Below are 21,856 nucleotides of genomic sequence, written 5' to 3'. Positions count from 1 at the left end.
ATGCGCATCTTGATCGTTGGACAGGGACTCGCCGGCAGTTCGCTGGCATGGAGGCTGATCCGCCGGGGGGTGGATTGCCTGGTGGTGGATCGTCCCGTCGGCGAGACGGCTTCCCGGGTTGCAGCCGGGCTGGTGAATCCCCTGACGGGCCGCAAGGTGCGGCCCGAATGGAGGCAGGCCGAGTGCCTGCCGGAGGCGGATGCGTATTATACGGAAACGGAGCGCGAGCTTGGAGGCTCCTGGTGGCAGAAGACGCCGATCTGGCGCGAGCTGGTCGGCGAAGATCAGGAGGAGATTTGGAAGGAACGCCAGAGCGATCCCGAATCCTGTTCCTATGCCGGGCCTGTACTGCCGTGGCCGGAAGGCTGGCAGGGGGAGGGCCGTGCGGCCTACACGCGGGGCTCCGCCGTGCTGCATGCCGAAGCTCTGGTGAATGCCCAGCGCGTCTGGCTGCAGGGGCAGGGATTGTTTCGCGAGGGAGAGGTGGCTCCCGAAGAGATCGAGCGGCAAGGGGACGATTTTATCTGGCAGGGTGAACGGTTTACCCACATTGTCTGGTGTACGGGGTATGAAGTGGCTTCCCGGCTGCAACTGCCGGCGTTGGAGAGCCGCCTCTCGAAAGGTACCATTGTGGATATCGAGCTGCCCGGGCTGGCATGGCATGCGGGCATCCTGCATTTCGGCCATTGGCTTGTGCATTGGGGCGGCGTCTGGCGGCTTGGTGCAACGTATGCCTGGTCATGGGATGATCCGGGAGCAGCGGAAGAGACTGCCGTGCAGGAGCTGCTGTACAGCTTGCGCCAGCGGTACGAAGGAGAGATCGGCATCGTGAGGGCTCGTGCGGCCGTACGTCCCATCATCCGGTACAGCCAGCCCGTGGCGGGGCCTTTGCCGGGCATGCCGGGGCATTATGTCTTTTCCGGGCTTGGCAGCCGGGGCGTGACGACAAGCCCGTGGGTTTCGCAATTGCTGGTCGAGCATCTCGTGAACGGCACGGCCATGCCGGAAGATGTCGATCCGGCTCCTCTGTGGAAGCGTCTTGCCCGCAAGTAAGGCTCGGGTTTGGCTTACTTGGCGAACAGGCCGTACTCGCTGATCAGCGCCGCTTCGCCTTCCACCTTTTTCTTTTCCTTGTCGAGCACGTCGGCGCGCATTTCAATGTTTCTCTTGCGCTGCTCCAGATATTCGGCGCCGGTTTCGGGTACGAATCCCGCTTCGTGGGCGACCGTCTTCTGCATGAAGCTTTTCCATGTTTCGAATTCCTTGCAGCTCCTCATGAGCTGGTCGACGCGTGTGAGGCGGCGCATCAGTTCGAACTTGAGTTCCCTTTTCTTGGCTTCGTAGGCTTCTTCCCTCGTCTTGTACTGGTTCCAGATATTAAGCCGGGTGTCCAGCTGCAGGGAGGCGTTCGTATTGAGCGTCATGTCGCTGCTGTTGAGGAACGTGCCGCCGTAGGTGCCGCCCGTGGAGGAGAAGAGCGAGGGGCTGTACAGGTTCATGTTGAGCTGCGGCAGGTACTGCATGAGGGTCTGGTAGCGTTCCATGCGCACCTGTTCGAGACCCATGGCCAGCACGGCGACGGAGAGGGGGTCGAGGTGCCTGCAGGCTTTCTTGTAATGATCCCAGTTGAGGTTGGGGACGGTTTCCGGGATGATGACCCAGCGTCCGTCCTGATTGCCCAGCAGGGTACACAATTCCGCCCATTCCGTGCGGTCGAGGTCTTCGCGGCTCTGCTGCAGGGCTCCGATTTTCCATTCGCGGTCTTCGAGGCCGATCTTCTCGCGTTCCAGTTGGTCCGCCTTCCGGGTCAGTTCGCTCGTGCGGATGAATTTGTAGAGTTTGGAAACGAGGTCTCGCTGCTTGACTTCGAGGTTCTTCTTGGCGGCATACACGCGTGCCTGGGCTTCGTACACGCGGTAGGGGAGCTGCGAGATGGAGGGGAGGTTGAAGAGGATGTTGATGTTGTAGGAAATGTCGTCCGGCGTGACGGCGTTGGCCAGTTCCTTGACGGATTGGGACATCGACGAATAGAGGTTTACGCCGGGGATCAGGTCGGTATAGATGCTGCGGGCGTACCGTTCCGCGCTGTCGATGGTCGTATGAAGATTGCGGATTTCCTGATTGTCCTTCATGACCATGTCCACGGCCTGTTGCCAGGTGATCTGCCGCACAGGCAGCTCTTCCCACCGGGGCATTTTGGCGACCAGTTCATTGATGGCCTTGCTGTCCGTTTCGATGCGCTCGTCGATTTGCCGGGATATGGAACACCCCCACAAACCTAGGCACAAAAAAAGGAGCAGGGGGTATCGCTTCACCGGAACAACACTAGCAGATAGCGTATACTACTGCAAGATAAGAATGCGCCTTCCTGCGGATGCCGGATACTCCTGCTCCTCTTTCGGAGCCCGGCGGCAGAGGGGCTGCAACGGGCGCCTTCCGAAAAGTTCGCTTGACCTCAGGCGTTGAAAGAGTAGAATAAGCGGGTATGAGTTTGAAATCTACTGCCATCATGTTCATCTCTGCCGCCTGCGCCGCGCCGATTTTTGCGGATGAGGCTCCGACGGCTCGGAAAACCGATGCGCAGCGTCCGAACATTCTGTTTATCATTACAGATGACCACGCTGTGCAGGCCATGGGCACGTGCGAGAAGGATTCTCCGATCGCCTATCCCCATTTCAACAAGCTGGCGAAGGAAGGCATGGTCTTCGATCGGAGCTACTGTGCGAATTCCCTGTGCGGGCCGTCCCGCGCCTGTATTCTGACCGGACGCCATTCGCACAAAAACGGCTATATTTTCAATGAAGGCCGGACGCCGTTCGACGGTTCGCAGCCGACCTATCCGAAGATGCTCCAGCAGGCAGGTTATCAGACCGCCATTTTCGGCAAGTGGCATCTCGAATCCGATCCCACCGGTTTCGACCACTGGGAAATCTTCCCCGGACAGGGCGCCTACTACAATCCCGATTTCATTTCCCGCGGACAGAACGGCAAGCGCAAAGTGACGCGCGAAGAAGGTTATGCGACCGACCTCGTGACGAAGAAGAGTATCGACTGGCTTGAGCACCGCGATAAGAACAAGCCGTTCGCCCTCGTCGTCGGCCACAAGGCCCCCCACCGTCCGTGGATGCCTGCGGAGCGCCATCTCGGCAAGGCCAAAGAGGCCGTATCGAAGCTGACGCCGCCTGCATCGCTGGAAGACAATTACGCCAACCGTCCCAGCTTCCTGAGAGAGAACGAGCAAACGATCGCCCGCCATATGGCCGTCTATTCCGATTTGCACATCATGAAGGATCTCGTGCCGGAAGACGTCCGCAAAAAAATCGTTTCCCCCGGCTACGGCTGGGAGCTCGGCGATGTCAAGCGCATGAATCCGGCCCAGCGCGCCGCGTGGGAGAAATACCACAAGGCCCGCACGGAAGAACTCGTTGAGCTGGTCAAGTCCGGCAAGATCAAGACGGAGAAGCAAATGCTCGAATGGCGCTGGCGCACCTACATGGAGGATTATCTCGGTTCGATTCTGGCCGTGGACGACAGCATCGGCGAACTCATGGACTATCTCGACAAGAGCGGCCTTTCCGACAATACGCTCGTCATCTACTGCGGCGACCAGGGCTTCTATCTGGGCGAGCACGGCTTGTACGACAAGCGCTGGATTTTCGAGGAAACATTCCGCATGCCGCTGATCATGCGCTGGCCGGGCCACATCAAACCCGGCGTGCGCTCCGAAGCCATCGTGCAGAATATCGACTATGCTCCCACCATTCTGGCAACGGCCGGCGCCGATACTCCGGAAAACATGAAGACCTTCCAGGGCAAGAGCCTCGTGCCGCTTTTTGCAACGGGTGAATCCCCGGATTTCAAGGACCGCGTGATCTACTACGCCTTCTACGAAAACCCCGGAGAGCACAATGCTCCGCGCCATGACGGCGTCCGTACGCCCCGTTATACGTTCGCCAGGCTCTGGACGAGCGGTGAATACATGCTGTTCGACAACGAAAAGGATCCCCAGCAGATGGTCAACGTGTTCGATGATCCGAAGTACGCCGATATCGTCAAGGAAATCATGGTGGAGTACGAAAAACTCCGCGACCAATACGAAGTGCCGGCAGACAGCCCGGGCGGCAAGGGCACTCCCATTCCCAAGTTCACGCCTTCGTGGTAAGCAGCGATCCCGTGTGAATGCCTGTCACGCGGCCATCCGAAAGGTCGACGATGGACGGGCGGGCATTTTTGAAAAACGCGCCGGTATTGACGTACAGTCTGCCGGCGCGTTTCCATTGCCCTGGGCGGTGGAAATGCCCGAAGCAGACGATGCGGGCTTCCGGGAAGAATTGCTCCGTGAAGCGGTGCATCAGGCTGCTCATCGTCATCCATGCGCGGAGGATTGCAATCGGGCGCGAAGGCGGCCATCCGCAGTGGGCCAGGAAGCGCAGGACGCGGTTTTTCGAGACGCGGGGTCTCTGCAGGACGGGAGGTGAGAGCAGGGCCATTTCCCGGGCGAGCGCCATCCGGTCTTCCAGATCGGTATCGCTCATGGGATGGCGGGCGATCAGATCGCGACAAGCCTGCTTGTGGTTGAGATATTCCCATCCCCAGGGTGCTCCGACCTTGTAGAGGGCATGCCCGTGGAGGGCGACGACGCTGCCGCCGTACAGCTTCAGGACGGAGGTTTCTTCCAGAGGATCATGGTTGCCGGCAAGCTTGTGGAGAATGACTCCTTCCTCACGGCACATGGAGGCGAAATCGCGCTTCATCGCCATGCCTTTGGTCTGAAAGGCGCATGCACGCGTTTCGGCGAGGTCGCCGCAGACGATCAGCCTGTCGCAGCCATGCAGAAGAGGGCGCAATGTTTCCACATTCTCGACGGTACTGCGAACATGGCCGAGGTGGACGTCGGAAATCAGGCGGATGCGTTCGCCCGGTTCGGGTTCGAGGTGGCGGATCATGGCTGGGCGGCATCGGCCGCCGCGGTAGCTGCTGCAGCCCGTTGGCGCAGCGCCTCGTAGAGGCACACGCCCGTGGCGACGGAGACGTTCAGGCAGGGAACGCTGCCGAGCATGGGAATCTTGACGAGGAAATCGCAATTCTCTTCCGTGAGGCGGCGCATGCCGTCGCCTTCCGCACCCATGACGATGGCGATTCCTCCCTTGAGATCCGTGTCGTAAATGGTGCGGTCGCCATGATCGGAAGTGCCGATGAGCCAGATACCGTTTTCCTGAAGGAATTTCATGGTGCGGGACAGGTTCGTGACCTGCACGAAGGGCACTTTTTCCGCAGCGCCGACGGAGACGCGAAGCACGGTTTCCGTGATGGAGGCGGATTTGTCCTTGGGGGAGATGACGGCGGCTACGCCTGCGCCATCCGCTGTGCGAAGGATGGCCCCGAGATTATGGGGATCCTGAATGCAGTCGAGAATCAGATAGAGGCCTTGCGGCTGCGCCTCGAGAATGTCGAAGAGGGCGTGTTCGTCCAGCGCGCGGACAACGGGCTTGGAACCGCTGTTCGTGGGAGCTGTGTGTTTGTTGGCGCGTGCCTGCCTGCCTTTGTCCTGACCCTGGAATCTCATGCGAATGAGGATAAACGGAAGGCTCTGCCGTGTCAAGGCGCTACGCGGGAATAAAATTGTCCTGCACGAAGCCGGTTTCATGCAGGACAAGATCGCATGGTGATGCGGTTCCGGAAGAGATGTGCGGACTGTTCAGGAAGAATGGGCCGAGGCTATGGCGTCTTTGAGAGCCTGCTCCAGAGTTTCTGATGGAAGCGCTGCCATAAGTGCGGGCAGAATATCCTCGACAGGAATATCCCAGCGTTCCGAAAGCTGCGATAATTGATCCAGCATGGCGTGGTCGACGGGGATATGGGTAACAGGCGTATTGTCGGGCGTATGGTTGGTCTGCATAGGTTTGCACGTATTGTATAATGTAGTTATATACTTTGCAACGATAATTTCGCCGTTGCCAAATTATGTTAGACCGTGTGCAACAAAAAGCCCGCATCGCCGGATGCGGGCGCGTTCGTGAAAAGAACCGGCGACCGGATCAGCCTTCCTGCCCGGCGTTTTTCATGGCATTGAGCACATAGGTGACGATCTTCTGGCGATCGCCTTTTGCGCCCCAGATCATGCGGAGGAAGTCTGCGGGATGGATGTTGCCGTGTTCGCGGAGGAATTTGCGGTCTCCGCCGCAGCAGTACATGATGTCCGGGTCAAGATTGCCGTACAGTTTGCCTTCGGCCTTTTTGATGATGCGGGGCAGGTAGGCGATGCCATGCACTTCATCGCCGAAGGTGGGAAGTTCGTTGACGGTGATGAGCGTGGTGTTCGAGACGATGCCGCGCTGGGCCGTCAGGAAGAAATCCCGGCGTACGGAGGCGACGAGCAGCGCCGTCGTCGGTGAAGGGTCGCCTTCCTGGGCGAAGTCTTCGACGAAGTCGAACATTTCGCGGGTGCGGTAACCGATGGTGGCGAGGAACTCGATTTCCGGTGCGGTAAAGATGTCCTGCCAGCGTGTGTGCCCCTGATGGAAGCGATCGACGGCTTCCGTGAACAGGCGCATGAAAGTATCATTCCATTGTGGGGTGCTCATGGTCGAATGCGGTTTAGCGTTTGTATTTGCGGTTGAATTCGAGAATGGCGAGTTGCTTGGCCAGGTTCGTATCGAGGCGGCGGCGTTCTTCGACCGTCAGTTTTTCCTGCTGGCGGAGAGCCTCCTGTGCGGCGGCGATGGCTTCCTCCACGCTCTTCTCATCTATATCTGACGTTTCCAGAGCGAGATCCGTGGTAAGTATGACACGGTCGTGCTCGATTTGGAAGACTCCCGAGCCGACGACGAGCTGGTGCTCCTCTCCGCTTCCGGCCATCCGGTAGCGCAGTTCGCCGGGTATGATGATGGTGATGAGGTTCGAGTGCTGGGTGAGCACTTCCATCTCGCCGAGTGCGCCCGGCACGACGATATTGTCCACTTCCGCCTCAAGGGCGGTGCGGTCGGGCGTGATGATTTTGAAGTGCAGGGACATGGCCTCAGGTGGACGGGATCAGTTTTTCTCGACGGTGTCGATGCCGCCTCGCATGAAGAAGTTGGATTCGGGGACGGAGTCCCATTTCCCGTCCAGAATTTCCGCGAAGCCGCGCACGGTTTCTTCCACGGGCACATAGGCGCCGGGGATGCTGGAGAAAACTTCGGCGACGTGCAGGGGCTGCGTGAGGAATCGCTGGATTTTGCGGGCGCGGCTGACGGTTTTCTTGTCCGCTTCGGACAGTTCGTCCATGCCGAGAATGGCGATCATGTCCTGCAGATCTTTGTAGCGTTGCAGGATCTGCTGCACGCCGCGGGCGACGCGGTAATGCTCTTCGCCCACGAGTTCGGGGGCGAGCGCCTTGGATGTGGAGGAGAGCGGGTCCACGGCCGGGAAGAGGCCCTGTGCCGCCAGAGAGCGTTCGAGCACCACGGTGGAGTCGAGGTGGGCGAAGGTGGTGGCGGGAGCGGGGTCCGTCAAGTCGTCCGCAGGCACATAGACGGCCTGCATGGAGGTGATGGAACCGCGCTTCGTGGAGGTGATGCGTTCCTGCAGGTTGGCCATTTCCTCGGCGAGGTTGGGCTGGTAGCCCACGGCGGAGGGAGTGCGGCCGAGCAGGGCGGATACTTCGGAGCCTGCCTGCGAGAAGCGGAAGATGTTGTCGATGAAGAGCAGCACATCCCTGTTTTCCTCGTCGCGGAAGTATTCGGCCATGGCGAGGGCGGAGAGGGCCACGCGGAGGCGGGCGCCGGGAGGTTCGTTCATCTGTCCGTACACGAGAGCCACTTTGGATTTGTCCGGTTCTTCGAGGTTGATGACGCCGGATTCGATCATTTCGTTGTAGAGGTCGTTCCCCTCGCGGGTACGTTCGCCCACGCCTGCGAAGACGGAGAGTCCGGATCGCGCCTTGGCGATGTTGTTGATGAGCTCCATGATGAGCACGGTCTTGCCGACGCCTGCGCCGCCGAAGGAGCCTGCCTTGCCGCCTTTCAGGAAGGGACAGATGAGGTCGATCACCTTGATGCCGGTTTCGAGCACTTCGGAGGTGGTGGATTGTTCTTCCAGCGCGGGAGCGGGGCGGTGGATGGGATAGCGCTTGGCGCAGCCGGGTTCGCCCTTGTTGTCCACGGTGTCGCCGAGCACGTTGAAGATGCGGCCGAGCACGCAATCGCCCACAGGCACGGTAATGGGGGCTCCCGTATCGGTCACGGCCATGCCGCGCTTCAGGCCGTCGGTCGAACTCATGGCGACGGCGCGCACCCAGCCGTCGCTGAGGTGCTGTTCGACTTCGAGGACGAGGCTTTTCTGCTCGCCGCCCACCGTGTACTCGACGGTCAAGGCATTGAAGACGGCCGGCATGGCGTGCGCCTGCGAGAAGTCGACGTCCACGACGGCGCCGATGATTTGAACGATGGTACCTTGGTTGTTCATGACAATGGGAAGAGATGTGGGTGGGATGTTATTCCATGGCGCGCATGGCCGTGGTTATTTCGAGAAGTTCGTTGGTGATCTGGTTCTGGCGGGCCTTGTTGTAGTCGAGCGTCAGGTCGCCGATCAGGTTTTTGGCGTTTTCGGTGGCGGCCTTCATGGCGACCATGCGGGCGGATTGTTCCGATGCGCGGGCTTCGAGGATGAGCTGTACCATGTTGTAGAACAGGTAGAGCGGCAGGATGTGGGCGAGTACCGTTTTGGCGTCGGGTTCAAGGATGAAGTCGCCGCTGACTTCGCCTTCTTCAAGCTTGGAAGTGCTTTGCTGCGCCACTTCGAGGAGTTCTTCTTCCCGGATGGGGAGGAGGCTGCGGACAGACGGAGCCTGTACCATGACGTTGACGAAGCGCGGATAGACGATCCGCACGGTTCGGTACGTTTCGTCGAGGAACCCCTTGCGGATGAAGGCGGCGATGGGGCGGAGCTGAATGAGCTCAAGCGGGTCGGCGAGGCTCCACGAAGCAACGAGGTTCATGCCGTATTTGGCGAACTGGACGTTGAGCTTTGCGCCGATGGTGATGAAGTCCGCATCGTGGGGGCATTGCTCGCGCACTTCGCGGAAGAGGTTCGTGTTCAGGCCGCCGCAGAGGCCGCGGTCGGTGTTGACGACGAGGACAAGATCCTTGCCTTCTTCGCGGGGCACCATCAGGGGGCTGTCGAGCTGGGAGATTTCTTCTTTCAGGTGGGCCAGGATGTTGGCGAGGGCTCCGATGTAGTTGCGCCCTCGGAGAGCCTGTTCCTGTGCCCGGTGCATCTTGGCGGATGCGACCATCTGCATCGCCTTGGTGATCTGCGATGTGTTTTTGACCGACTTGATGCGGCGCTTGATGTCCCGAAGGCTTGCCATGATGCTGGGGTTCCTGTGATTAGTCGATCCTGTCGTCGGAGGTGACGGACGGCTGCCAGACGCGCTTGAAGTTTTCCATCAAGGCTTTGAGCTTGGCGTCGATGTCTTCGGTCAGCTCTTTTACGGCAGCGATTTCTTCGAGCAGGGCGGCATGGTTGGTCTGCGCGTCGTCTTCGAGGGCGGCGCGGCATTCCTGAATGGCTTTGACGGGTACGTCGTCGAGGTAGCCTTTCTGGATGGCATAGAGGTTTACGGCTTCGAGTCCGAGGCTCTTGGTGGCGTACTGTCCCTGCTTGAAGAGTTCGACGATGCGGCGGCCGCGTTCGAGCTTGCCGCGGGTGTTGGCATCGAGATCGGAGCCGAATTGGGCGAAGGCCTGGAGTTCTTCGAACTGGGCGAGGTCGAGCTTGACGGAGCCGGCGAGTTTTTTGACGATTTTCGTCTGGGCCGAGGAGCCGACGCGGGAGACGGAGATACCGACGTTGATGGCCGGGCGCACGCCCTGGTAGAAGAGGTCGGTGTCGAGGAAGATCTGGCCGTCCGTGATGGAGATGACGTTCGTCGGAATGTAGGCGGAGACGTCGCCCGCCTGCGTTTCGATGATGGGGAGAGCCGTGAGCGAGCCGCCTCCGTAGTTCGCATTCATGCGGGCGGAGCGTTCGAGCAGGCGGCTGTGGAGGTAGAAGACGTCGCCGGGGTAGGCTTCGCGGCCGGAGGGGCGGCGGAGAATCAGGGATACCTGGCGGTAGGCGACGGCATGCTTGGAAAGGTCGTCGAAGACGATGAGGGCATCCTTGCCCTGGTCCATGAAGTATTCGCCCATGGCGCAGCCGGCATAGGGAGCCAGATACTGCATGGCGGCGGCGTCGGATGCGGAGGCGACGACGATGATGGTATCCTTCATCGCATCTTCCTCTTCCAGCTTGGCGATCAGGCGGCTGACGTTCGCCCGCTTCTGGGCGATGGCCACATAGATGCTGTACACGGGGCTGTGGCCAGGGAGCTTGCCTTCGGCTGCCTGCCTGTTCTGCTTGGCCTGTGCGATGATGGTGTCGATGGCGATGGCCGTTTTGCCGGTGGCGCGGTCGCCGATGATGAGTTCGCGCTGTCCGCGGCCGATGGGGATCATCGCATCGATGGGCAGGATGCCCGTCATCAACGGGACGGAGACGCTCTGTCGGGTGATGATGCCGGAGGCGATTTTTTCGACAGGGTAGTATTCCGTGGCGTCGATCGGGCCTTTTCCGTCGATCGGTTCGCCGAGGGTGTTGACGACGCGGCCTAGCAAGGCCGGGCCGACGGGTACGGAGAGCAGGCGGCCGGTGGAGTGTACGGTGTCGCCTTCCTTGAGTTTGGCGGAATCGCCGAGAATGACGGCGCCGACCTCGTTTTCTTCAAGATTCATGGCGAGGCCCATCACGCCGCCGGGGAATTCGAGCATTTCGTTGAGCATGGCATTGCTCAACCCTTCGATTTTGGCGACGCCGTCGCCGACGGAGCGGATGGTACCCACGTTTTCATGGCGCGTGGCATGGGTCGCCTTCTTGATTTCGGCTTCGAGTTCTTGAACGATGTTGCTCATGGAAGATTGGTGGTGGAAAAGGAATTATTGGGTGGGGAACATCTGGCTGATGCGCGTGCGGATGCTGTTGTCGGCGACGTCGTCGCCTACCTGCACCGTCATGCCGGCGATCAGGCCGGGCCGGACGTTCCAGACGTATTGGAGATGCTGGCCGTATTTGGCGGAGAGCTTGCGGCGGATGGCTTCTTTTTCGCCGTCGACGAGGGGCACGGCGCTTTCGATGGTTGCGGTGCGCCTGTTGTCCGCCAGCCGGACGAGGTCGCAGAAGGCATGGAGCAGGGGCAGGTAGTTGCGGGGCTTTTCCTTCAGAAGCCTGTCGGATATGTGCCGCACGATGTTTTCATCGAGCGCGCCTTCGGGCGAGAGGCAGAGCCGCATGAGCCGCCGCGCCTGGGCCTGTATATCCTTTGAGGTCTTCATGGAAATGCCGGGAGTCGATTAGAGGTTCTTGATGGCTTCCTCGTTGATGCGTCGGTGGTCTTCCTCCGTGAGAACCTTGCCTGCGACCTGCGCAGTGGCCATGGCGACGAGGCGGGAGAACTCTGCCCGGAGAGATTCCTGTTCCTGTTTCGCTTCCAGCGCTGCCGCCTTGCGGGATTTGTCGATGATATCGTGTGCGGTGCGTGCGGCGTCGGCCGTTTTATCGTCCAGCAGCTTTTCAGCGGATTGTTTGGCCCATTCGATGCTTTTGCGGCCTTCTTCCCGTGCTTCGGAGATGATTTCTTCCCCTTGCTGCCTGACTTCGGAGAGTTCCTGCTGGCTGCGTGCGTGCATTTCCTCCCCTTCGGCGATGCGCTTGCGGCGTTCTTCGATGATTTTCTGGATGGGCTTGAAGGCGAAGATGCGCAGGATGGCTACTGCGGCCAGGAAGGCGAGCAGGTTGGCCACGAACGGCTCCCAGCTCGTGACGCCGAACTGGGCGAAGGGGTTCCAGCTCTGTCCGGCTGCTGCAAGGAAAAGGGAGTGCATAACCTGAGGGGTGGTCTGCCGCCGCCTGCGGGGAGCGGCGGCTGGAGATTACTGGACGAAGATCGTGATGAGGGCGACACCTTCGATGAGGGCGGCGAGGACGATGGACGTCACGAGAATGGCATTGGAAGCCGAGGGGTTGCGCCCCGTCGCTTCGACGGCTTTCATGCCGATGAGTCCGATGCCGAGGCCGGCGCCGATGGCCGAGAGGCCGAAGCCTACATTGCCCGTAAGTTCCGCAATGAGGTCCGCTGTGGTGGCGAGCATGGTGAAGTCCAACATAATGTGTCTGTTCTGGTGTGGTTGTTATTGGTTGTGTTCGTTCCGCGCCCCCACGGTTTGCCCATGGTCCGGTGCGGGAAGATCTTTTTCGCCGTGTTTTTCGTCGGCATGGTGTTCCGTGTCTTCGCCGACCTGCATTTTGAGGAAGATGGCGGTGAGCAGGAAGAAGACGAGGGCTTGAATGAAGCCGATCAACAGCTCCATGAGGAGGAAGGGCAGGACGGCAAGCCATGAGAGCCAGGGGGTTGCGACGTGCGCCATGGTTTCGATGATGGATTCCCCGGCGTAGATGTTGCCGTAGAGACGTGCGCCCAGCGCGATGGGGCGGATGGCGATGCTGACGCATTCGATCACGCCGATGAAGAGGAAGAGGGGCAGGATGACGATGCCGATGAAGCCGGTGAGATTGCCCTTCGGGCCGAAGATGTGGAGCAGGAAGTGCTTGAGGCCCTGTTCGCGGATGCTCCAGACGAGCCAGAGGGCCGCGAAGAAGAAGCCGAGGAACATGGTGACGTTCATGTCCGCATTGGCGCCTCGGAGGAGGGGGGTGCCTTCGTAGGTGATGACGCCCACACCCGGGATGAGCCCCATGTAATTGCTCAGGATGATGAGGGTGAACGTGGTGCCGAAGTACCAGAAGTATTTGTCCGCCATTCTGCGTCCGATGATGGATTCAAGCAGATTGTAGAGCATTTCGTAGCACATTTCCACGAAGTTCTGGGCTTTGCCGGGGATGAGGCTCATTTTGCGCGTCGCGAGTTTGACCAGTGCGGCCAGCACGATGACGGCGAGCAGCAGCATGAACATCGAGTTGGAGAACGGCAGGGAGTATCCGCCCGGCAGGGGGATGTCGAAGAGATGGGGCGCCTTCATGTCCAGGCCGCCTTCCGCATATTCTTCCGCTTGTGCCAGCCCTCCCAAGCAAAGGAAGAGAATCGTCAAAATCTGGAAAAACCTGTTTTTTGTTGCGGACATGATGCTGAGCAGGGCGGCTTTGGCGCTTGCTTGTGATGCTGGATCTTCAAGGAGCCGTGCTCTGCCGTCTGCCTGTGGGGGTGCCGGGCTGGCAAACTGCCTGAAGAAACGCTGTTTCTTCCTCAAGGAAAAACGAGAACCGATTCCCAGTGAGGAACGTGGATACAGTATCATTCGGCGAGGGGGGGAGGCAAGCAAAAAACGCGGCCGAATAATTTTTAAGAATGTATAATTGTTTAATATCTTAACTATTTGCTTGCGATGAAAGTTTATTTGGCATTGCGCGGAGGTGAGGTGATTCGTTGGCGTATGGTGCGCATGGACGACGCTTGTTATGGCCTCTTTCGCGCATGAAATGTTGTCGAATAAACATATATCATTATCATATATTTCATGTTGAATGGATTGCTGTTTGTTTTCCGGATAAGGTGCCGCCGTGCCGGATATGGTGTATTTGGAAAAAAATCTTGACTTCCGGGGAAAATAATCAATTAGTAATGTGTTGTTTTTCTATTGGAAGGATGCCGGGCTCCCGCTCGAAAGCATGATCCGAGCGGATTGCCTTGCCGCATTTCTTCCGTTGGTGAACGCGAAATTCTCGTCCGGTATCGCGCAAGAGGCGTCGGGCCGGGTGTTTTTCTGTCCATGAATCAATCAAGACGATCCGAACAATGTACTCCATCTTGCAAAGAATACTCCTTCCCGCCGTGTCTCTGATGGCGGCCAATACGCACGCTCAGACGCAGGATGCGCCGTTTCCCGACTGGACTCCCTCTTCCGTCAATCGCGATGCAGCCAATGTGGACTGGCAGGGCGCAGTACCTGAAGTGGTCCATCCCGACCGGAATCTGACCAAATTGTATCAGGTGGCATGGAAGATCACCGCATCGCGTACCCGTACCGGGGAATTCCTGAAGCCCGGATTGCCCGCTACGCCCTATTTGGACGAAAATGTCTATAACGACCAGATATGGATATGGGATTCTGCGTTCATGGTGCTGTATTCGCGTTATGCTCCTTCCGCTTTTCCGGGTTTGCAGACGCTGGACAATATCTATTATCCCATCCACAAGCAGGTGGAGACGGGGCTGAAGATCCACCTGCGCGACAATCCGCCCATTCTTGCATGGGCGGAGTATGATAACTACATGATGACTGCGGATGAGAAACGCATGGAGCAGGTGATGGACAAGGAGAATTTCCTGGAGAAGCATTTCGATTTTTTCCAGAACGTGAAAAAGGGCAGCGGGCAAAAATATGCCAGTCCGCAGACCATCTTCAGAGGTGTGGTGCGCCGGAGCCCTTCCGGCAAATTCATTGCCGAAGACGAGGCCGGTTATGATGAGAAGGATCCTTTCATCGGGTTCACGTGGTCCCGGGGTGCATCCGGAATGGATAATACGCCGCGCAACCCGGTTTCGGACAGGGATAAGGATATAGTCTGGGTGGATGCGATCGCCCAGCAGGCGCTTTCCGCACTCTGCATCGCCCGCATTCATGAGAGCCGCGGCAATACGGAGAAGCAGAAGCAGTGGATGCAAACCTACAATGGGCTGAAGGATATCGTCAACAAGTATTACTGGGATGAGGAGGATGGATTCTACTATGACCTGTCGCGCAAGTCGGGCACCTTCTCCAAGGTGAAGACATGCTCTTCCTACTGGGTGATGATGGCGGAAATCCCCTCGCCCAAGCAGGCGGCCCGGATGGTCGCATACCTGCAGACGGATTCCTCGGGTTTCAGCGAGCTGGGCGGCAAATACCCCTATCTCTCGCTTTCTCGCAAGCATCCCCTGTACAATAATGAAACGGGGGATTACTGGCGCGGCGGCATCTGGCTGCCTCTGGCCTATATGACGACCAAGGCCCTGGAAAAATACGGATATGACGAATTGGCCGACGAATTGTCGGAAAACCTTCTCCGGCAGATACTGGCGGTTTATATGCAAGGCTTCGACGGCAAGCATACCATTTGGGAATGCTATAGCCCGTCGCAGGATCGCCCGGCCACGGAGCATGGCAGGACGGCGCGCCCGGATTTCTGCGGGTGGTCGGCTCTGGGCCCCATTTCCATGTTCATTGAGAACGTGATGGGCTTTCATCAAATCAACGGATTGAAAAAGAGGATCGAATGGACTTTGAAGGGCAAGAACGGTACTCATGGCCTCAAACGCCTGAAGTTTGCCGGGATCACGACGGATGTGGTCTACGATAGCGCCAAAAAGGCAGTCGATGTGAAGTCCGATAAGCCGTACACGCTGGTGATCAATGGTGAATCCTTCGACATTGTTCCGGGGAGCCAGATGGTCAAACCGTCGAAGATCAAATAGGATTCGGCTCAGGAGTCCGGAGGAGTCTGCCGCATTTGTCTGCCTCGTGCGGATGGGTGCGGCCGTTTTCCGGTCCGTATGATTCGTTTTTTCTGTCTTGGGGGCATGATCCTTGCTTTTGCCCCTTGACTTCATTTGGGCGGGGTATACAATGCAGGTATGTTCCCCCATATCCTTTCGCAGGCATGCGCAACATGTCTGCTTTCAATGTTTTTTGTTTCTGCCCACGCTGCGGAGAAAGTGCGTGTGGAGACCTCGTGGCAGCACGGCATGACAGGTTTTGTTTTCCCGGAACCCGTGCGCGAAAAAAGCGAGACAGCAAGGGCATCCGGCGATGCCGGTAAGGGTAACATGAGCGGGGTTTCCGTATCTCCGGGCCTTCCGGAGGGCTGCCTGTCGTGGGTATCGCAGAACAGCCTGTGGATCAAATGGCCCGATGATGTGCGGGCCAGCGCACCCTATACGGTATCTTTCGGTTCGGACATCAAGTATTTGAGCGGCCGGCCCGTGGAGGAAAGGGAGTTCAAGGTGCAATCGCCTCCCGTGCAGCTGGCCGCATGGCGGGAGAGTGACGAACCTGCCGGAGAAATGTGGGTGTTTGGAGGGCGCTTCAACCGCTATGATTATGATGATGGGAACTCGTATGCATGGACGCATGAAGGGCGGATGCTGACGGCGGATGCTCCGATCGTTTTCAAGTATGGGAATGTGCCCGGTGAGGTTCACCCGGTGAAAGCTGCCGACCCGATGCCGGAGAAGGTGCGGAAGGAGCTGGAGAAGAAGGGGATTATGCTGAACAGGATGCCGGCCGACGCCGTGGTGAAAGGTGTCGTGCGCGTCGTGCCTTCCGTGCCGTTGCCTGCCGATCGGGGTGGTTGGTTCGGTTGGTCGGTGAAGCCCGGAGCGAAATATCCTTTGGCCGCCGATTCGGAGTCGTACCATATCGGCGCGCTGGATGTGGATTCTGTGGAGTATCCCGACCTGCAGATGAAGGGCGTGTCCGTCAGCCTGAGCTATCCTGTCATGAAGAAGGATATGCCGGAGCTGTTCCGGCACGGGCTCGTGCTGGAAGCCGACGGCGTGAGAGCCGTTCCGGCGGAAGACGGTACGTTGCAGGCCGGGCTTCCCGGCGGCGGCAAGGCCGTATTCAGCCTGCTGCCTCTGCCGGCAGACAGGGAGCAGGTATACGATTTCCTGATCGGCGTCCGTGCGCCGGAGGCGTTCCGCTTGCGCGTGGCTCTGGAGAAGGGGCTGCATTCGGCTTCGGGCCTCGTTTCGCTCGGTACGGTGGGCAAAACCGTGGATGTGAAGGCTTTTACGCCCCATCTCGGGATGAATGTGGATAATTCCGTCTCCCTGCTTCATGGCGAGCATGCCATGGGAATGGTGGCCCAGAATATCGAGGATGTACGCCTGCGGGTGAAGGAGGTTCCCGGCGATGAGGCGGCAGCCGTGTTCCGCCGCATGATGGATGCCCGCAAGAAGGAGGAAGCTCTCAAGGAAGAGCAGATTGAAACTGCCCGAAAGATTCAGAACCTGAATGAGCAGCTGGCACGGCAGGATCTGACGGCGCAGCAGCGGAAAGAGGGCGAGGAGCAGATCAGGGAGCTGGGCGGCAAGCTTTCCTCTCGCCGGACGGTGTGCGGAGAGGTGAAGTTCGATGAAGTGCCTGCGGCTTCTCAGGGAGTGCTGGAATGGAAGCCGAAGGCTCCCGAAAATCCGATGCAATGGTTTCCGCAACGCAGAATTGTCAATCTGGACGATCTGTTCGGAGGCAAGGCGAAGCCCGGCATGTACGTGGTCGAAGCGCGGGGCAAGGATACGGCGATGGCGGTGCGTAGCGTGAAGCGGTTCGGCTATGCTCCGAATACGGGTTCCTCCCTGTATGATCCGCACGCTGCGACATACGGCGATACGACGGAAAATTACGCTTTCGGCGTGCTGCAGGTCACGGATTTGGGCCTGTGGTCCCGGACGGACGGCAAGCAGATGCTGTGCTATGTTTATTCTTTGAAGGCGGGCGCCCCGGTGCAGGGTGCGAAGGTCGTGCTCGGCAATGCGGGCAACGCCAATCTGGCCGAGGCCGTGACGGACGGGCAGGGCGTGGCGACTCTTCCCTTGCCCGAAAATGCGGATATGGTGGCAGTCTCGAAGGATGGCGATCGTTATCTTGCCCTGGCGGAGGCTCGCCGAAGAGACAATGCGGATGATGATTTTTCCCGCGGTGAGGGTGGCGGATACGGCCGTTATTATTATCCCGGCGATTCCTCTGTCGGCATGAGCCGCGCTGCCGCACGGAAGTACGAGTACCAGCGGCGCGCGCTGCTGTTCACGGACAGGTCGATGTACCGCCCGGGAGACGAAGTGCATATCAAGGGCATTGTGCGCGGACACAAAGGCAACGATGTGGTGGTGATGAAGCCGGAAAAGGCTGTGCTGACGCTGTTCAAGGATCGGAGATACGGCGATGAGGGTAAGGAAATCGCCAGCGTGCCGGTCGAATGGTCGGCTTTCGGCACTTTCGATGCGACGTTCAAGCTTCCCAAGGATGAGGTGGGCGCGTTTCAGGCCGTTCTCTATTTCCCGGACGGAAAGGGCGGCCATGCGCTGGATATGGCGCCGTTTGCCGGACGCCGTGCAGAGGGGAATATGGAGTCGCGGCAGCGTGAATTCAGCGTGAATATTCCCGTCGAGGAATTCCGGAGAAATGCGTTCAAGGCCAATCTGGCATGTGAGGTTGAACCCGTGGCGGCCAAGACGGTGCGGGGAGAGGTTTCCACGAAGGACTATGCGGGGTATCCCGTAGCGGACGGCAGCGTGGAGTGGTCGCTTGTCGCGCGGAGGGGCGGCTTCAATCCTGAAAATTACGGTTCCTTCGTTTTTGCCCAGCAGCCGGATTGGGAAGAGAGCAAGAGCGGATATTTCTATGACTACAAGGACGATCGTGAAGTGAAGACTCCGCTCGGCAAGGACGGCAAGGCGAGTATCTCGCTGGATTTGAAGCCGATCGAGCAGCCCGTGCCCGTCGAGCTTATATTGCAGGCGGATACCGCCAACGGCCGGGAAGAGCATCTGGCCAGTGGCTGCAACAGGATGGTGCATCCGGCTTCCTATTATATCGGACTTTATCATGAGCCGGACTATTACCGGCCGATTTACCGGGCGCAGGAGCCTGCCTCCATGCGCGTGGTGCTGGTGGATACGGAGGGCAAGCCGTGGAAGAAGCCGGAGAAGGTGAAGGTCTCCATCTTCCGCGAGTACAATGAATCCCAGCGTTATATGGCGAATGATGATGCGTATGGCACGCAGCTCGCCACCGGGGTGATGAGCGTGGAACCGGGCCGGAGTACCGTGCGCAACGATAAATACCGCAAGGTCGTGTTCAGGTCTGAAATGGAGGTCGATCCCAAGGCCTCGGAGCCGGGGGATAATGCCGGAGCCGCCTTCGAGTTCATTCCCGGACAGGAAGGCAAATACTGGATCGAGCTGGAGGCTGCGGATGAAGCGGGCCGTCCGGTGCTGACCCGCAGTTCGTTCAATGTGGCCGGACGCGAGGAGGAAGAGGAATCCTCATGGGAGGCGAGCGATAACGACAATATCTCCATCGAGCCGGAGAAGCGTGTTTACAAACCCGGCGAAACGGCGCGCCTGCTCGTCAAAACGAGTCTGGAAGGCAATGCCCTCGTCTGCGTGGAGCGCGAAGGAATCCTGCGCCGCTATACGAAGGAAATCCGCAAGGATAATCCGGTGATCGAAATACCCGTGCTGGAAGGCGATGCGCCGAATGTGTACGTCTCTCTGGTGATGGTGCGCGGTGCGGATGGCAGCAAGCGCAAGTACAAGCTTCCGGCGGTCGTCTCCGGTTCGGCGTCGTACCGGGTGGAACCCGTCGGCAACAGGCTGGATATTGCGTTCGACCTGCCGGAGGAATCCGTGCTGCCGGGCAGCGCGCAAAGCCTTTCCGGTACGGTGAAGGATGCCTCCGGTGCGCCCGTGCGTGCCGAAGTCACGCTGTATGCCGTCGATGAAGGCATGCTTTCCATCACGGGGTACGACAACCCCGATCCTCTCGCCTTCTTCATGGCGGAGCGGCCTCTGTGCGTCGGCTCCATGAACCTGAAGGATGCCGGTCTTCTGGTGCCGGGCGACTGGAGCTGGGACTCCTTCGGCAACAAGGGGACGTTTATCGGCGGAGACGGCGGTTCCGCCTTCGACGCGGAAGGCGGTGCTGCCGATCTTGCGGCTCAGATGCTGGATGAGAACGGCCATGTACGCAAGGATTTTCGCCCGACGGCCTGCTGGCTGGCCCATCTCGATACGGATGCCGAAGGGCGGTTCACGGCTGCATGGAAGAATCCGGACACGCTGACGAAATACCGCGTGATCGCTGTGGCTGCAGATGCCAAGGATCGCTTCGGAGCCAAGGCCGGCGACTACACCGTCAACAAACCCGTGATGATGGTGCCCGGCGTGCCCGTCTTCGCCAGCGCGGGCGACCGCCTGAGCCTGCCCGTCACGGTCGTGAATACGACGGACAAGGCCGGAACGTGGAAAGTGGCTCTCGGCCAGGCTCCCGCCCAGACGGTCGAACTTCCCGCCCATGGGCAGGCGACGCTGTATTTCATGACGGAATACAGGGAACTCGGGCCGCTCACCATGCGCGGTTCTCTGGACCCCGTCGGCTCGGACGGTGCGCCGCTGCCTGCCTCGAACCTGCGCGACAGGGTCGAGCAGACTTTCGACGTCCTGTTCCCTGCGCCGATGCTGGGAGAAACCTATCATGCCGTGCTGGATGTGAAAAATCCGGAACTCGATGTGATCGGCCTTGTGTCGAAACAGCTTCAGGACTCCCGCGACGGCAGTATCGGCGTGACGTTGAGCACTTCTCCGATCTCCCTCTACATGGGCAACCTGGCCTACCTGCTGCGCTATCCGTACGGTTGCGTCGAACAGACTGCTTCCACGACGCTGCCATGGATTCTCGCCAAAAAACTGCGCCCCTACAGCCCTGCTTACGAAAAGCTGGATGAGAAGGAAGTGGCGGCTCGGCTTCAGGAAGGGGTGGACAAGATCCTTTCCCGCCAGAATCTGGACGGCGGCTTCAGTTACTGGGTGGCGGACGGCCATTCGTGCGAATGGGCTACGCCCTATGCGGGCTATATTCTCCTGCTGAGCCGCGAGCAAGGCGCCGCCGTGCCGCAGAAGGCGATCGACAGTCTGTGTACCTACCTCTCGAAGATGAATATCGAGAAGTGCCCCGGCGATGCCGCGCTCGGTGCGTGGGTCATGTCCAAAGCCGGGAAGGCGGACAGGGCGTTCATCAACCGACAGCTTGCCCACATGGGGCAGCTCGATACGTTGCCCAAGCTGTATCTGGCGCTGGCCCTCATCGACAGCGGCAGCCGGGACGCACAGACGCTCAAGGATATCGAGTTCTTGCTGAAACCTGCTGCTTCCGATGGCGAAGGCTGGAGGCCGCGCCGCACGATAGGCAACCTGCGCCTGATGATCCGGTGCAAGCTGCATCCCGAGCAGGCCCGCGATGCCTGGCAGGAATGGAGCAATGCCTGCCGCGACCGTGGTGAATACACCACATGGGGCTCGGGGTGGGCTCTCCTTGCCATCTCCGCCTATCTGGATGCCATGCAGGGCGGCGGCAAGGATGCCGATGTGCAGATATCGGCCATGGGGAACAGCCGCGTGCAGAAAATCGGCAATGCGAGCGTACTCGTCTCCGGCGATGCGTGGAAGACGGGCAGCGGCGCGAACATGCTGAAGGATACCGCTCCCGTGCTGAAGCTCAAGAGTGAATCGCCCGTCTATGCGACGATCGAGGTGAAGGCGAAACCCGGCAAGACCGATTATCCCGGCGTCACCGAAAACGGACTGCTGATTACCCGCGTGTATGAGAAAAAGGATGCCGGCGGCAAATGGAAACCGACCGATGATTTCCGCGTGGGCGATGTCGTCCGCGTCACCCTGACTTGCACGAAATCCCCCCTGGCGGGCAAAAAGCTCGACCTGAGCGATTACGAATACTTTGCCTTGGTCGATTACCTGCCGTCCTGCATGGAAGCCGTGAATCCTGCCATCACCTCGCAGCGGATGGTGGAGCCGGACGACGATTACGCCATGAGCAGCGCTTTCGACCATCGCGAATTCCACAAGGACCGCGTGGCCTCGTTCTCCTCCCTCTGGATCGGCAACGGTGTGCTGAACATGAGCTACCTCGCCCGCGTGACGAAAGCCGGGGAGGTGACCGCGCCGCCCGCCAAGGCAGAACTCATGTACGAACCGCAGGTGTACGGCCTCAGCCCGAACCGGAAAATCACCGTCCTTCCCGCTGTGCCGCAGAAGTGACGTATGCCC

Annotated in this window: 17 protein-coding genes; 4 read left to right on the top strand and 13 right to left on the bottom strand. The window is 59.3% G+C overall.

What is annotated here, in order from left to right:
* Positions 1-1,053, top strand: coding sequence for an NAD(P)/FAD-dependent oxidoreductase (locus AC781_RS03390; RefSeq protein ID WP_067773527.1), 1,053 nt, complete (start codon positions 1-3; stop codon positions 1,051-1,053).
* A gap of 14 nt (positions 1,054-1,067) precedes the next feature.
* On the opposite strand, the gene AC781_RS03385 is transcribed toward AC781_RS03390, so the two are convergent.
* Entirely contained in the window at positions 1,068-2,276 is a 1,209-nt protein-coding gene (locus tag AC781_RS03385; RefSeq protein ID WP_067773524.1) for a TolC family protein, read from the bottom strand.
* Positions 2,277-2,485: 209 nt separating this feature from the next.
* Here AC781_RS03385 and AC781_RS03380 point away from each other — a divergent pair, with 209 nt between their 5' ends.
* A complete protein-coding gene (locus AC781_RS03380) occupies positions 2,486-4,162 on the top strand; it encodes a sulfatase family protein (RefSeq protein WP_083076497.1) in 1,677 nt (558 codons plus the stop codon).
* Here the strand turns inward: AC781_RS03380 and AC781_RS03375 are convergent.
* The 12 genes from AC781_RS03375 to atpB all read right to left on the bottom strand — a co-directional run bounded on the left by AC781_RS03375 (position 4,146) and on the right by atpB (position 13,157).
* Complete coding sequence (locus tag AC781_RS03375) at positions 4,146-4,946, bottom strand: metallophosphoesterase (RefSeq protein ID WP_067773521.1); 801 nt, start codon at positions 4,944-4,946, stop codon at positions 4,146-4,148. The two genes, AC781_RS03380 and AC781_RS03375, sit on opposite strands and share 17 nt — an antisense overlap.
* Positions 4,943-5,566, bottom strand: coding sequence for a 23S rRNA (guanosine(2251)-2'-O)-methyltransferase RlmB (gene rlmB, locus AC781_RS03370; protein ID WP_067773518.1), 624 nt, complete (start codon positions 5,564-5,566; stop codon positions 4,943-4,945). The genes AC781_RS03375 and rlmB overlap by 4 nt, the downstream gene beginning before the upstream one ends.
* Positions 5,567-5,698: 132 nt before the next feature.
* The gene (locus tag AC781_RS03365; RefSeq protein ID WP_067773515.1) at positions 5,699-5,899 is read right to left on the bottom strand and encodes a hypothetical protein; all 201 of its coding nucleotides are present in this window, start codon (positions 5,897-5,899) and stop codon (positions 5,699-5,701) included.
* A gap of 139 nt (positions 5,900-6,038) precedes the next feature.
* Positions 6,039-6,584 carry a hypothetical protein gene (locus AC781_RS03360; protein ID WP_067773512.1) on the bottom strand — a complete coding sequence of 182 codons (546 nt, stop codon included), beginning with the start codon at positions 6,582-6,584 and terminating at the stop codon, positions 6,039-6,041.
* Between the two features lie 13 nt (positions 6,585-6,597).
* Positions 6,598-7,014: an ATP synthase F1 subunit epsilon gene (atpC, locus tag AC781_RS03355; protein WP_067773509.1), complete on the bottom strand. Its 417-nt coding sequence runs from the start codon at positions 7,012-7,014 to the stop codon at positions 6,598-6,600.
* Positions 7,015-7,032: 18 nt separating this feature from the next.
* Positions 7,033-8,445: a F0F1 ATP synthase subunit beta gene (gene atpD, locus AC781_RS03350; RefSeq protein WP_067773505.1), complete on the bottom strand. Its 1,413-nt coding sequence runs from the start codon at positions 8,443-8,445 to the stop codon at positions 7,033-7,035.
* A gap of 28 nt (positions 8,446-8,473) precedes the next feature.
* On the bottom strand, positions 8,474-9,349 hold the full coding sequence (atpG, locus tag AC781_RS03345; RefSeq protein ID WP_067773502.1) for an ATP synthase F1 subunit gamma: 876 nt from the start codon (positions 9,347-9,349) through the stop codon (positions 8,474-8,476).
* A 19-nt stretch (positions 9,350-9,368) separates the two neighbouring features.
* The gene (gene atpA, locus AC781_RS03340) at positions 9,369-10,931 is read right to left on the bottom strand and encodes a F0F1 ATP synthase subunit alpha (protein WP_067773499.1); all 1,563 of its coding nucleotides are present in this window, start codon (positions 10,929-10,931) and stop codon (positions 9,369-9,371) included.
* A 24-nt stretch (positions 10,932-10,955) separates the two neighbouring features.
* Entirely contained in the window at positions 10,956-11,351 is a 396-nt protein-coding gene (locus AC781_RS03335) for a F0F1 ATP synthase subunit delta (RefSeq protein ID WP_067773496.1), read from the bottom strand.
* An 18-nt stretch (positions 11,352-11,369) separates the two neighbouring features.
* Complete coding sequence (locus AC781_RS03330; RefSeq protein ID WP_067773493.1) at positions 11,370-11,900, bottom strand: F0F1 ATP synthase subunit B; 531 nt, start codon at positions 11,898-11,900, stop codon at positions 11,370-11,372.
* A 48-nt stretch (positions 11,901-11,948) separates the two neighbouring features.
* Entirely contained in the window at positions 11,949-12,182 is a 234-nt protein-coding gene (locus AC781_RS03325) for an ATPase (protein WP_067773490.1), read from the bottom strand.
* 24 nt (positions 12,183-12,206) lie between these two features.
* Positions 12,207-13,157 (bottom strand): F0F1 ATP synthase subunit A, encoded by a 951-nt coding sequence (gene atpB / locus AC781_RS03320; protein ID WP_071133346.1) that lies wholly within the window; start codon positions 13,155-13,157, stop codon positions 12,207-12,209.
* A 683-nt stretch (positions 13,158-13,840) separates the two neighbouring features.
* Here atpB and AC781_RS03315 point away from each other — a divergent pair.
* Positions 13,841-15,487: an MGH1-like glycoside hydrolase domain-containing protein gene (locus AC781_RS03315; RefSeq protein ID WP_218107249.1), complete on the top strand. Its 1,647-nt coding sequence runs from the start codon at positions 13,841-13,843 to the stop codon at positions 15,485-15,487.
* 270 nt (positions 15,488-15,757) lie between these two features.
* Positions 15,758-21,847 (top strand): alpha-2-macroglobulin family protein, encoded by a 6,090-nt coding sequence (locus AC781_RS03310; protein ID WP_176712488.1) that lies wholly within the window; start codon positions 15,758-15,760, stop codon positions 21,845-21,847.
* Positions 21,848-21,856 lie beyond the last annotated feature (9 nt).

Source organism: Neoakkermansia glycaniphila (genome assembly GCF_001683795.1).
Taxonomy (GTDB): Bacteria; Verrucomicrobiota; Verrucomicrobiia; order Verrucomicrobiales; family Akkermansiaceae; genus Akkermansia; species Akkermansia glycaniphila.
The sequence above is the reverse complement of the archived record's forward strand: the minus strand, read 5'-3'. Positions and strand labels throughout refer to the sequence as shown.